14 protein-coding genes are annotated in these 11965 nt (G+C 33.5%); 1 reads left to right on the forward strand and 13 read right to left on the reverse strand.

Annotation, left to right across the window (positions count from 1 at the left end; genetic code table 11):
• Window positions 1-6: 6 nt before the first annotated feature.
• From ftsL to OEI98_RS09365, 6 genes are all read right to left on the reverse strand, one after another.
• Complete coding sequence (gene ftsL / locus OEI98_RS09340; RefSeq protein WP_004402396.1) at window positions 7-450, reverse strand: cell division protein FtsL; 444 nt, start codon at window positions 448-450, stop codon at window positions 7-9.
• Between the two features lie 28 nt (window positions 451-478).
• Entirely contained in the window at window positions 479-1405 is a 927-nt protein-coding gene (gene rsmH / locus OEI98_RS09345) for a 16S rRNA (cytosine(1402)-N(4))-methyltransferase RsmH (protein ID WP_266037395.1), read from the reverse strand.
• Between the two features lie 12 nt (window positions 1406-1417).
• Complete coding sequence (gene mraZ, locus OEI98_RS09350; protein ID WP_019907797.1) at window positions 1418-1849, reverse strand: division/cell wall cluster transcriptional repressor MraZ; 432 nt, start codon at window positions 1847-1849, stop codon at window positions 1418-1420.
• 138 nt (window positions 1850-1987) lie between these two features.
• On the reverse strand, window positions 1988-3265 hold the full coding sequence (gene yfmH / locus OEI98_RS09355) for an EF-P 5-aminopentanol modification-associated protein YfmH (protein WP_003871538.1): 1278 nt from the start codon (window positions 3263-3265) through the stop codon (window positions 1988-1990).
• 2 nt (window positions 3266-3267) lie between these two features.
• Window positions 3268-4533 carry an EF-P 5-aminopentanol modification-associated protein YfmF gene (gene yfmF, locus OEI98_RS09360; protein ID WP_003871537.1) on the reverse strand — a complete coding sequence of 422 codons (1266 nt, stop codon included), beginning with the start codon at window positions 4531-4533 and terminating at the stop codon, window positions 3268-3270.
• A gap of 101 nt (window positions 4534-4634) precedes the next feature.
• Window positions 4635-5186 (reverse strand): YhcN/YlaJ family sporulation lipoprotein, encoded by a 552-nt coding sequence (locus tag OEI98_RS09365; RefSeq protein ID WP_003870154.1) that lies wholly within the window; start codon window positions 5184-5186, stop codon window positions 4635-4637.
• Window positions 5187-5328: 142 nt separating this feature from the next.
• Here OEI98_RS09365 and ychF point away from each other — a divergent pair, with 142 nt between their 5' ends.
• On the forward strand, window positions 5329-6420 hold the full coding sequence (gene ychF / locus OEI98_RS09370; RefSeq protein ID WP_129545143.1) for a redox-regulated ATPase YchF: 1092 nt from the start codon (window positions 5329-5331) through the stop codon (window positions 6418-6420).
• Window positions 6421-6449: 29 nt separating this feature from the next.
• Here ychF and OEI98_RS09375 read toward each other — a convergent pair whose 3' ends face one another.
• From OEI98_RS09375 to OEI98_RS09405, 7 genes are all read right to left on the reverse strand, one after another.
• Window positions 6450-6833, reverse strand: coding sequence for an SHOCT-like domain-containing protein (locus OEI98_RS09375; RefSeq protein WP_003870156.1), 384 nt, complete (start codon window positions 6831-6833; stop codon window positions 6450-6452).
• 12 nt (window positions 6834-6845) lie between these two features.
• Entirely contained in the window at window positions 6846-7946 is a 1101-nt protein-coding gene (locus OEI98_RS09380) for a DUF4097 family beta strand repeat-containing protein (RefSeq protein WP_266037417.1), read from the reverse strand.
• Between the two features lie 22 nt (window positions 7947-7968).
• Window positions 7969-8328, reverse strand: coding sequence for a DUF2089 domain-containing protein (locus OEI98_RS09385; protein WP_003870158.1), 360 nt, complete (start codon window positions 8326-8328; stop codon window positions 7969-7971).
• 177 nt (window positions 8329-8505) lie between these two features.
• Entirely contained in the window at window positions 8506-9648 is a 1143-nt protein-coding gene (thiI, locus tag OEI98_RS09390; RefSeq protein WP_266037422.1) for a tRNA uracil 4-sulfurtransferase ThiI, read from the reverse strand.
• Window positions 9649-9651: 3 nt separating this feature from the next.
• The gene (locus tag OEI98_RS09395; protein WP_012269177.1) at window positions 9652-10803 is read right to left on the reverse strand and encodes a cysteine desulfurase family protein; all 1152 of its coding nucleotides are present in this window, start codon (window positions 10801-10803) and stop codon (window positions 9652-9654) included.
• Window positions 10804-10821: 18 nt separating this feature from the next.
• On the reverse strand, window positions 10822-11088 hold the full coding sequence (locus OEI98_RS09400) for a metal-sensitive transcriptional regulator (RefSeq protein ID WP_003870161.1): 267 nt from the start codon (window positions 11086-11088) through the stop codon (window positions 10822-10824).
• 104 nt (window positions 11089-11192) lie between these two features.
• A complete protein-coding gene (locus tag OEI98_RS09405) occupies window positions 11193-11864 on the reverse strand; it encodes a hypothetical protein (protein WP_266037426.1) in 672 nt (223 codons plus the stop codon).
• Between the last annotated feature and the right edge of the window lie 101 nt (window positions 11865-11965).

Genomic DNA, 11965 nt, shown 5'->3' on the forward strand with positions numbered 1-11965 from the left:
TCCCCCCTATCTATTCAACACCCCCAATATCCTCATAAAAAAGTTACTTCTATCTTGTGATTTCTCTTCACCTTTTTTCTCTTCAGCTACTTTAGGCTTTTCTCCCACATTTATATAGACTATCTGATTTTCTTCTGGCAATTGCATTCCTAATTTTTCTTTTGCAATCTCTTCAATTCGAGCAGGATTGCTTAAAGAAGCAATTTGGGCTTTTAATTGTTGATTTAAATTTTCTGTATATTGTACTTGTTTTTCCATTTTATCTAAAGCAATTGACCTTTGATAAATTACAGTATACCTGTAAAGTATCAAAATGCTTAGAGAACTTATAAAAACTACCAAAAGTAAATTCTTTAATTTCCTGTTTTTTTTAGTTTTTCTTACTTGCTCTTTCTTTTCTGAGGTATATGGGGGATACTCGTAATTATATTCTCTTTGTGCTACTATCAATTTATTCTACCTCCATTTCTTTTAGAACTTACAGTTTTTCTGCAACTCTAAGTTTTGCACTGCGAGACCTTGAATTTGTCTCTATTTCCTCTTTGGAAGGTAGTACCGGTTTTTTTGTGATGATTTTTATCAAAGGTTCTTTGCCACAAGTACAAGGCATATTATGTGGACAAGTGCAGGGATTTTCTAATTTTTTAAAAGTATTCTTCACAATTCTATCTTCCAAAGAGTGAAATGTGATTATCGCAATGCGCCCTTTCCCCCGTAATACCTCTACCATATCCTCAATCGCCTTATCTAAACCTTTAAGTTCTTCATTGACTTCTATTCGTATGGCTTGAAATGTTCTTTTTGCTGGATGTGGTCCTTCTCTCCTGGCAGAGGCAGGAACAGCATTTTTTATAATCTCTACTAATTGGAAAGTAGTTTTTATTTCTCCTTTTTCTCTTTCTTTTGCAATAAATTTAGCAATACGCGATGCCCATTTCTCTTCTCCATATTCTCTTATCACTCTTTCTAATTCTTGCTGTGAATACTTGTTCACCACATCATAGGCAGAAAAAGGTGAATTTTTGTCCATTCTCATATCCAGCGGAGCATCTTTCATATAAGAAAAACCGCGTTCAACTTCTTCTAATTGATAAGAAGATACCCCCAAATCCAAAAGGATGCCATCAACCTTGTCAATATCCAAACTTTTAAGTATCTCTTTTATATTTTTAAAATTATCATTTATGTACTCTACATTTTTGTAATTTTTAATCCTTTCTTTGCTAGCTTTTATCGCATCCAAATCTCTATCTATCGCAATTAACTTTCCGGTGGTAAGCCTTTTTAATATTTCTTCAGAATGACCTCCACCACCTAAAGTACCATCTACATATATTCCCTCTGGTTTTATATTTAAATATTCAATTGTCTCCTTAAGCAAAACACTTTTATGGCTATATTCCATTCTTTATCACACCTATATATTTAAGTCGTCAAGATGCTCAGCAATCTCTTCAAAAGAAACATCTGTATTATTAGAATACTCTTCCCAAACCTCTTTACTCCAAATCTCAACCCTTGTAGAAACTCCAATAAATATAACATCTTTTTCTATTTTGGCATGCTCTCTTAAATTAGCAGGTATAAGTATTCTTCCCTGTTTATCAATTTCACATTCCACAGCTCCAGCTAAGAAAAATCTCGTAAATGCTCTTGCGTCTTTTTTGGTAAGTGGCAAAGTTTTAAGTTTGGCCTCAATATTTTTCCACTCATCCAGTGAATATACGAATAAGCAATTGTCCAATCCTTTAGTCAATACAAACCTATCCCCCAGCTCTTCTCTGAATTTAGCGGGGATTATGACTCTTCCTTTTGCATCAATTGTGTGTTCGTATTGACCCATCAACATACAAAACACCAAACTTTCCCTTCACATTCTCCCACTTACCACCACATTGCACCACTTAATATGTTATTCTATATAAATTTAAAAAATCCTGCTAAATTTTTATAAAAAAATAAAAAAAACAGGCTTTGCGCCTGATTTTTATTTTTTAATAGGATTCACAACGGAAAGCACACTATTCTCTTCTCTCAGATGATTTTGAAATCTTTCTCTAACATCTTCAAAGCTTATACTATAAAGCAGATCTAAATAATCCAGTAAATTTATTTCCTTCATATAAAAGTTTATAAAACTGTAAGCTATACTATCGACCGAATTAAATGTTCTTAAAAATTTTCCTATGTATTTTTTCTTTATTCTCTCAAAATCTTCTTCCTTTAAAAATTGTAGATTATTTATTGCATTTAAAATGATATCTCTCACTTTAAAAGGATCTTTAGATTGACCTCCTATTATAGAATAACCGTAATCTATCTCTCCACCGTAATCAAAGCTAAAAGTGCTGTCAATAAGCCCTTCATTGTAAAGCCTCTCATACAAGTCAGAACTTCTGCCTAATGCCATTTCCAAACCTATTTGTATCTCTAAATTTTTCTTTAATAATTTCTTTCCCCCAAAACCCACATCTGTATCTTTAAAACCTAGATTAAAAAGAGGAATGGATACTTGCATATCTTGTACAACTTCTTTTTTATAAACGCTTGAAGGCTCTTTAGGATATATCCTTTCTATTTCTCCCTGTTTTTTATCCTGTCTCACATTTTCTTTTATAACGTCAAGAGTTTTATCTATATCAATATCTCCTACAGCAAACAATACCATATTTTCAGGATGATAAAATGTGTAATAACATTTATACAAGATTTCTTTATTTATTTGCGAAATTGATTCAATCGTACCAGCTATGTCTTTTCTAACTGGATGTACATGATAAAGAGCCTCTAATGCGTTAAAATAAACTCTCCAATTGGGGTCATCTTGATACATCCTTATTTCTTGAGCTATTATTCCCTTTTCTTTTTCCACATTTTCATCTGTAAAATAAGGATTTTGTACAAACTTCACTAAAAGTTTTAGATTTTCATAGAAGTTTTCAGTACTCGCAAATAAATAAGCAGTTGTAGTAAAATTTGTATAAGCGTTAGCTGAAGCCCCTAATTTTGAAAACTGCTCAAAAATACTACCTTCTTCCTCTTCGAACATTTTGTGTTCCAAAAAATGTGCAACCCCATCAGGTACCTCCGTTACATTAGTATCCCCTGGAGCGATAAACTTACTGTCATTAGAACCAAAATGGGTAGCAAATATTGCAAACTGCTTTGTATAACCTCTTTTCGGCATTATATACACTTTCAGGCCATTATCCAATTCTTGTAAAAGTATTTTTTCGTCTATTCTCTCATTGTACAACTGCTGCATAATTATTCCTCCTTTTTGCCGGTCATAAAATACACCGTATCTAATTTAACCTTTTTAGCAACTTCCACTACGTCCTCTTTTGTCACCTTTTCTACTTTTTTAATAAATTCTTCTATATTTAAATCTGCTCCTGCAATTTTTTGTGACAAATAGTAGTCAGATTTAGAAGTAGCATTGTCTTTCATTGCATTCAAAGAGGTCTTTAAGGCTTTTATTGTGGAATCTAATTCATAATCTGAGATATTACCTTCTTCAATTTCTTTTAACTGTTTAAGTATTATATCAAGAGCTTTGTTGTAATTTTCTATCTCTATGCCGCAACTTACCACCATTAAACCTTTAAATCTCTCAAGCCTTGAATAAGCATAATAAGCAAGACTTGCCTTTTCCCTCACATTCATAAAAAGTTTAGAAAAAGGTCCTCCTCCTAATACACCACTGTATACCAAAAGAGGAAAATATTCCTCACTGTTAGCCGGCACATTAGTTCTAAAGCCAAGAGTAAGCTTCCCCTGGGTTACTTCTAAATTTTCTGTCACATATTTTACTTCCTTTACTTCTTTATATATATTTGGGGAAGGAATATTTAATATTTGTCCTCTTTGAAAAGCAAAATATTTTCTAAAAACCTCTTCTACATATTTAGGGTCTACGTTTCCCACTACATATATATCCATCGGCAAAGTATTAATACAATTTTGATAATAGTGGTAAAGATTTTTTTCATCAATAACCTCTAAGTCCTCACTCTTGCCTAATTCGAATATAGCAAAAGGCTCCCCTTTACACATCTCTTCATAACAACGGTCTACCGCATATTTGGTTTTGTCATTTATTCTTGAATCTATTAAATTTTTGTGAATCTCTTTTTCTTGAAGTACATAATCTTTATTAAAAGCATTTCCTTCTGTAAGAGGGTTGAAAACTAACTCTTTTAAAAATTTTACTCCCTCTTCTAAAATATTCTCTTTTATGTACTCCTCTTGAGGTAATTCCAATCTATATTGTTGAAGGTGCCTTTCTCCTTTTTTATACACAGAAACAGCCATAGTAGTGCCGTATAAGTTTTCTAAAAACTTCACCATTTCTTTATAGGTTTTAATACTAGAAGTACCCCTTTTTAAAACAGCAGGCAGCAAAGCGTATTTTGTAGCCTCTTTTCCTAATTGATTGTGGATATAAAGATTAATTGTCACTGTTTTAAATTTGTCTGTAGTATCTATGTACAAATTTATTCCGTTGTTTAATTGTTTCTCAATTAATTCCATGGAATCAACTCCTTCTAAAATAATCCAATTATTTTTTGATTATATGATAATTGTATCACAAAGTCAATAATACATAAACCCGGGGAAAAACCCCAGGTTTTTTACATGCCAGGCGTTATGCGCTTAATAATTTCTGATATCTGTTTTGCAAATTCAGAAACTGGTCTTCCCTCTGAAATACCCTTAGCAATATTATCTATTCTCTTGTACAAATCTGGGTCAGCAGTTATATAAACTCTTTTTATAGACTTATCTGTGTCTTTTACTGTTTTTTCTATTTTCTTTTTCACATCAGTTTCATGAGCGCCTTGTACCCTTGCCTTCATATCCACACCTACAATAGCATTTGTCCCTGAAATTACCACTGTAGCCTTGTTTACTTCTGGTATTTTGGCAACATTTGAAGCTATCTTAGAAGCCCTTACACTCTCAGGTGTCGGTTTTCTTACAGCAGTTGGAGCAGGTGTAGGTGTTGTCGGTGCAGGTGCAGTATATCCTGGGGCTGTCTTAGAAGGCGCAGGAGTAGTCCTTGTAGGGGCTGGTGTATAACGGGCAGGAGTAGGCTTTTTAGTCGCAGTTTTGCATCCTGCCATTGAAACCATTATCATTATCCCAATAAGCATTATTGTAATTATACTTTTTATTTTTTTCAAAGCTATGCACCTCCTCAAAATATATTTTTGCACTTTTATTAAAAAGTATTATGCTAAATTATGGAATTTTTATGAAAAACATTTGAAAAAATTTTGTGAGTAATATATAATGCATATGTAAAACTATTGGAGGGAAGATGAAATGGAAATAGGAATTGTTGGACTACCTAACGTCGGTAAAAGCACTTTGTTTAACGCAATTACAAAAGCAGGTGCAGAATGTGCAAATTACCCCTTTTGCACTATTGAGCCAAATGTCGGAATTGTATCTGTGCCTGATGAAAGGTTAGATTTTTTGTCAAAAATTGAAAATCCCCAAAAAATCATACCTGCAACTATAAAATTTGTTGACATAGCAGGACTTGTAAAAGGGGCAAGTAAAGGAGAGGGTTTAGGAAATAAATTTCTTTCTCATATTAGGGAAGTTGATGCTATATTAAACGTGGTAAGATGCTTTGAAGATAGCAACATTGTCCATGTAGAAGGAAGTATTGATCCTATAAGAGATGTTGAAATAATAACTTTAGAGCTTATACTTGCTGACATGGAAGTTATTGAAAGGCGTCTTCAAAAAACATCAAAACTTGCGCGAAATGATAAAAAAGCAGCCTTTGAAGTGGAAGTACTTGAAAAAATAAAAAAAGGATTAGATGAAGGGAAACCTGTAAGGGCTCTTCAATTTACTGAAGAAGAAAAAAGTTTTGTAAGTCAACTTATGTTGCTTACCTATAAACCTGTTATGTATGTAGCAAATATATCAGAAGAAGACTTAATTTCAGGAGAAGAAAATCAATATGTAAAGCAACTAAAAGAATATGCTGAAAATGAGAATTCCCAAGTTTTAGTTATAAGTGCAAAAATTGAAGAAGAATTAGCTTCTTTAAGTGATGAAGAAAGAAATGAACTTTTGAGAGAATACGGCCTTGCCGAACCTGGCCTTAACAACATAATAAGGCATGGTTACTCTCTCCTTGGACTTATAACCTTTTTCACCGCTGGACCAAAAGAAGTCCACGCTTGGACAATAAAAAAAGGCACAAAAGCACCTCAAGCAGCAGGAAAAATTCATTCAGATTTTGAAAAAGGATTTATAAGGGCAGAAGTGATCTCGTATGAAGATTTAGTAAAAGCTGGTTCACAGGCAGCAGCAAGAGAAATGGGACTTATGAGACTGGAAGGAAAAGATTATGTGATGCAGGATGGGGATATAGTAGTCTTCAGATTTAACGTATAAAAATCGCCATAAAAGGCGATTTTTATACGTTACTCCAGACTTATTTCTACATGTTCCCCATCTTCTTCATCATATACATCTATTATTTTCCCTGTTTCTCCTTTTTCTAGCGCCTCAAGAATTTCTTCTAAATTTATACCTGCATTTGTAACTTCAGAAGGAATAAATTTTCCTCCTATTTTCATTCCCAAGTTGACAAGACTATATGGTATTGCAAGATTCACCTTTAATCTATTGTTAACTATGTCATAAACCTTTATCTTCATCCATTTGAATTTATTTTTTTGACTTGTTTTGGAACTTATTTCTTCTCCCCCATTATCATCGATAGCTTTCAATAGCTCAGCCGCTTCTTCAGCTGTTATTTTGCCCTCTTCTAACATCTTTAAAATTCTCATTTTTTCTTCTTCCATAAAAATACCCCCTCACTCTAAATGAACATTCCCATTGACAGTACGAGCTACTATATTTATTTTATTATAAGCCTTTTCATAGTCTTGAGTTTTCCCTTTAAGATGAGTAGCTCCTCTTACCTCATAAAACATACTTGGCAATTTCACTTGACACTTGCCATTTACTGTGCTCAAATCAAAAGAAACGCCAACCTTTTCATCAGCAATCTCCATTTCGATACTGCCATTAGTAGTACTTGCCTTTAGGGAAGAATTGCTTGAATTGACTTTAAAATCCTCTACAATTATTTTACCATTTATTGTGTTTAAATCTGCATCGTTGAAAGTACTGTCCTCTACAGCTATACTGCCATTAGAAGTGCGACAAACAACCCTTTCACAAGTAGCATCATCCACCTCTATCTTCGCATTTGTAGTGTGGTTCTCTATTTGATAAGACTTTATCTCTTCTAAGTAAATGCTTCCATTGGTAGTGTAAGCCTGCAGACTTTCTCCTTCAATACATTCTATGGAAATTCTGCCATTTGTAGTAGAAAGTGTTATATTTTTATATTTAACCTTAGGAAGATACATTTTAACACTCAAAGCCTTTATCTTTGGAGTCTTCTTTACTTCTAATATTCCATTTTGGCAATTGTATATAATTTCTTCTTCTCCATTTCTGGGAACTACATATCTTGTGGTAATAGAAGCATACTCTTCTTCCCACGTTTCAATATAAATTTCTCCATTTCTCCCTTCTATTCTTATATTAGTATTTTCCGCTACACTATCGCATCGAAATTCTTTTTCAATTGTCTTTCCTAAAGATATTCCTAAAAAAGTATCCAGCAGCCGGTCAACTGTCCTCTCAAAAGTAGAAATTTCTCTTTCTTTCTCTCTTACTGTAGAGATTGCCTTATCAATTTTCTCTTCTATTTTAAAAGGAATTTCTTCTAGCTTTGAAAAACTTTCCTCTTTTTTATTTGCCTTCTCTTTCTCTTCTACCTCTTCTAATTCTTCTTCATAAAAAAATTCTTCTCCCTCTATCGCTTCAAGCAATTGAGCCGCTTCCTCTGCTGTTATCTTCCCCTCCTCTAGCATTTTTAAAATCAATTCTTTTTCTTCATTCATAGAGCTTGCCCCCTAATCCTTACTATTCTTTTAAAAGTTTCAAAGCTTCTTGAACAGTTATTTCACCACTTTCTAACTTCTTCAGGACTTCTTTTTTGTCTACTGTAGGCCTTCTTTCAACTTCATATCCCAAAGCAGCAATCAAATTGTCCAATTTGTTTCTAATTGTAGGATAAGATAAGCCTAATTCTTTTTCCATTTCCCTTATATTTCCCCTCGTCCGTATGAAAAGTTCCAAAAAATCTCTTTGCTCTTTTGACAAATAACAAAATTTACAAAGTTCAAATTTACCTTCAATTGCTGTTCCACATTGAGGACATTCCAGCCTTGTTACCACCATTTTTTCACTGCAAACTGGACATCTACCTATTACTTCATTCATTAATATCACCTCTTAAAAGGCAAGTTTATTATAAAAAGCCTGCTCACATTCGTCATCTTGTTTTTATTATAACACTTATTTTAAAAATGTCAATAAAAATTTTAAATTATTTTAAGTTTTAGTTTAAAAAAATTAATTTTTTAAAGGATAAAAATAAACCAAGCAAAGCTGCTTGGCTTAAACTTCTATAACCTCTTCTTCAAAATCATCAATATATTTTTGATACTCCATTTTTTGTTCTGCTTCTATTACTTTGTCTAACTTAGGCTTTGTAGCAGGATGTTTTGGCACAAAAATAGTGCAGCAGTCTTCATACGGTCTTATAGAGATCTCAAAAGTACCAATCTTTTGAGCTAAATCTATAATCTCTGTCTTATCCATTCCAATGAGAGGCCTAAATATTGGCATAGACACAGAAGCATTGGTTACATATAAACTTTCAATCGTTTGACTTGCAACTTGTCCTAAACTTTCCCCAGTGATTAGAGCCATAGAACCATTCTTTTGAGCAATTTTTTCTGCTATCTTCATCATCATCCTTCTCATGATTATAGTAGTAAATCTTGGTGGACACTTTTCATAAATTTTCAATTGCAAATCAGTAAAATGCACTACATGTAATTTTATCTTTTGGCCATACTGAGAAAGGACTTCGCACAAATCTACAACCTTGTCTTTAGCTCTTTCAGAGGTATAAGGAGGACTGTGAAAATAAACCGCTTCTACTTCTACGCCTCTTTTCATCATCATCCAAGCAGCTACAGGGCTGTCAATGCCTCCTGACAAAAGTACAGTCGCTTTACCGTTTGTCCCAAGAGGAAGGCCTCCTATTCCCTCAATCACTCCCGCGTATACAAAAGCCATTTCTCTTATCTCTACATTTAAAAGCACATCAGGATTATGGACATCTACTTTTAAGTTTTTGATATTTTTCAATACTGCTGCTCCTACTCTGCGGCTGACCTCCATGCTGTTATAAGGAAAAGACTTATTTGGCCTCTTAGTCTCTACTTTAAAAGTCTTTCCTTCGTGTCCTTTCATAAGTTCTACTGCAGCTTTAAATATTTCATCCAAGTTTAAATCGGTTTTTTTAGCTTTTGTTATTCCTACAATACCAAAGACTTTTTTTAATCTTTCTATTACCTCTTCAATATCTCCATCACATTCTACATAAATTCTGCCATGAGTTTTTTCAACTTTAACTTCCTTAAAGTCAGAAAGAGCATGTTTTATATTTTTTATCAATTTATTTTCAAAAAAAGACCTATTATCTCCTTTTAAAGCTAATTCTCCATATTTAATCAATAATATGTCTTGCATATTTTACCTCCGTTTATACTTTCTTAAAAAATTCACTTTTTCTTTTAACACTGATATAGTATAGTCAATTTCTTCTTCTGTATTAAAAATTCCAATGGAAAATCTTATAGCGCTTTCAATAAGGTCCTCTTTAAGACCTATCGCTTTTAAAACATGACTTTGTCCTTTCTTTTTGGAAGAACAAGCCGATCCCGTAGAAACATATATGCCCTTTTCTTCAAGAGCGTGTAAAAGCACCTCTCCCCTCACACCGGCAAAAGAAATATTGAGTATATGTGGCGCTCCCTCTTCAACATTTGGCCCGTTTAAATGAACATCTTTTATTTCAGAAACTATGCCTTGATAAAGTCGCTTCTTTAAGGTCATTAATTTGCTTACATTACCGTGGAAATTTTCTTTGGCTAATTTGCTAGCCACACCAAATCCCACAATTCCTGGCATATTTTCTGTCCCAGACCTTAAATTTTTTTCTTGTCCTCCTCCAAAAATTATTGGCCTAATCTTTACTGATTTATCAATATATAAGGCTCCTACACCTTTAGGGCCGTGTATTTTATGACTGCTTAAAGAAATCATATCTAAATTTTGCTTTTTTAGATCTATATTTATTTTTCCCACTGCCTGTATAGCATCAACATGAAAAATTATACCTCTTTCCTTTGCTATTTCACCTATTTCCTCTATTGGCTCAATCGTACCTATTTCATTGTTAACAGCCATAATTGAAATGAGAATCGTTTTGTCAGTTATAGCTCTTTTTAAGTCTTTTACATCTACTTTTCCTGTTTTATCCACAGCTAAATAGGTTACTTCAAAGCCATTTTCCTCTAAATATTTTAGCACATTAAGTACAGAGGGATGTTCAATAGCGGAAGAAATTATATGATTACCCTTTTTTCTCAAACTCTCCGCTACTCCAATTAAAGCAAGATTGTTTGATTCTGTACCACCAGAAGTAAAAACAATCCCCTCAATATCTCCGTTAATTAGTTTAGCAACATTTTCTCTTGCTTCCTTCATCAATTTTTCAGCCTGATACCCTTTCAAATGTAACGAAGAAGGATTGCCATATTCATTTTCTAAAACCTCTACCATTTTCTCTATAACTTCTTTCCTAACTCGTGTAGTAGCACTGTTGTCAAGGTATACTTCCATAGACATCATCCCTTTTATCTATTTTGCAAACTTGATTAACAAATTAATAGTTCGCTGTACTTCTTCATAGGTAGCCTTTCCATCTTCACTTGCTAATATACACTCCTTAGCATGCTCTTGTATTATAGACATGCCCACTTTTTCTAAAGAAGCTTTTACAGCTGCTATCTGCAATAAAATTTCCTCACAACTTTTTGACTCTTCTACCATTTTTTCTATCCCTGCTATGTGCCCTTTTATCGTCTTTAATCTCATCAAAATATCATTTCTCAAATTATCGCCCATTTACAACACACCCTTTACTAATTTAATTCCTTATATATTAACTTTGCCACAAAATTTGCAAAGAGTCAATTCCTATGTAAAAAAGCCAGCTAATTTGCTGGCTTTTAATAAGGATTTTGATACATTTGTGGCGGCTCAAAAGATGGGAAAGGCTTTTTGTAGAAAATCTCACATACATCTGTTGTAAATTCTTCACAAGCTGCTGGAGTAGGACAGAATCCATAAGAAGGAACTAATAATTGCACATCTACTGCGGATTTTATCACAATCCATACCCCAATTATCACTTCTACAGTGGTAGTAGCTCCTAGATTAACCTTTCCGTACAAGCACTCTGCTAACGCCTCGTATTTCATTATCGCTACACTTGGGTCTGGCACGTAAAGTACAATATCTTTGTTGAAAGTAGTAATATTTCCTGGCAATGTTTGTGTGGTTCCATCCGGATAGTTAATCACAATATCATAAGTCACTTGAAAAGTTGCTTCTACCCTCGCAAATCCTGGCCTATCCGGAAGTGGAGTTATCACAAAACCCGGCGGCGTTACCAAAGATACTGTTATATTTTCACATCCTCCAAAAGAAGGAGTTAAAGTTAGACTTGTTGGTACAAACGTAATAGGAGGTATATTATCAAGGCATAGTCTCTGAGAACAAGCATCATATATCTTAGTCACTTCAATGCAAGCTATTTCTGTAGGTTCAGGAAGTTGCCCTGGCTGTACAGGGCCTGGCACTATCTCTTGTTGCCCCACCATCTTTTTAGAAAAAGCCATATTATTTCCCCCTTTACAGTTACAGCTTTTATTAACTTAAATTATCTTATCTATCTACAATATACGTTTTAATGTATTAGACTGTTACAAAAAATCAAAAA

The organism is Thermoanaerobacter sp. RKWS2 (assembly GCF_026240795.1).
Taxonomy (GTDB): Bacteria; Bacillota; Thermoanaerobacteria; order Thermoanaerobacterales; family Thermoanaerobacteraceae; genus Thermoanaerobacter; species Thermoanaerobacter ethanolicus.

What these genes read in the sequence shown, in the direction of transcription:
- mraZ (WP_019907797.1), bottom strand. Translation starts at nt 1,849, where the DNA reads ATGTTGATGGGTCAATACGAACACACAATTGATGCAAAAGGAAGAGTC.
- OEI98_RS09380 (WP_266037417.1), bottom strand. Translation starts at nt 7,946, where the DNA reads ATGAATGAAGAAAAAGAATTGATTTTAAAAATGCTAGAGGAGGGGAAG.
- OEI98_RS09405 (WP_266037426.1), bottom strand. Translation starts at nt 11,864, where the DNA reads ATGGCTTTTTCTAAAAAGATGGTGGGGCAACAAGAGATAGTGCCAGGC.
- thiI (WP_266037422.1), bottom strand. Translation starts at nt 9,648, where the DNA reads ATGCAAGACATATTATTGATTAAATATGGAGAATTAGCTTTAAAAGGA.
- yfmH (WP_003871538.1), bottom strand. Translation starts at nt 3,265, where the DNA reads ATGCAGCAGTTGTACAATGAGAGAATAGACGAAAAAATACTTTTACAA.
- yfmF (WP_003871537.1), bottom strand. Translation starts at nt 4,533, where the DNA reads ATGGAATTAATTGAGAAACAATTAAACAACGGAATAAATTTGTACATA.
- OEI98_RS09375 (WP_003870156.1), bottom strand. Translation starts at nt 6,833, where the DNA reads ATGGAAGAAGAAAAAATGAGAATTTTAAAGATGTTAGAAGAGGGCAAA.
- OEI98_RS09395 (WP_012269177.1), bottom strand. Translation starts at nt 10,803, where the DNA reads ATGGAAGTATACCTTGACAACAGTGCTACTACACGAGTTAGGAAAGAA.
- rsmH (WP_266037395.1), bottom strand. Translation starts at nt 1,405, where the DNA reads ATGGAATATAGCCATAAAAGTGTTTTGCTTAAGGAGACAATTGAATAT.
- OEI98_RS09400 (WP_003870161.1), bottom strand. Translation starts at nt 11,088, where the DNA reads ATGGGCGATAATTTGAGAAATGATATTTTGATGAGATTAAAGACGATA.
- OEI98_RS09385 (WP_003870158.1), bottom strand. Translation starts at nt 8,328, where the DNA reads ATGAATGAAGTAATAGGTAGATGTCCAGTTTGCAGTGAAAAAATGGTG.
- ychF (WP_129545143.1), top strand. Translation starts at nt 5,329, where the DNA reads ATGGAAATAGGAATTGTTGGACTACCTAACGTCGGTAAAAGCACTTTG.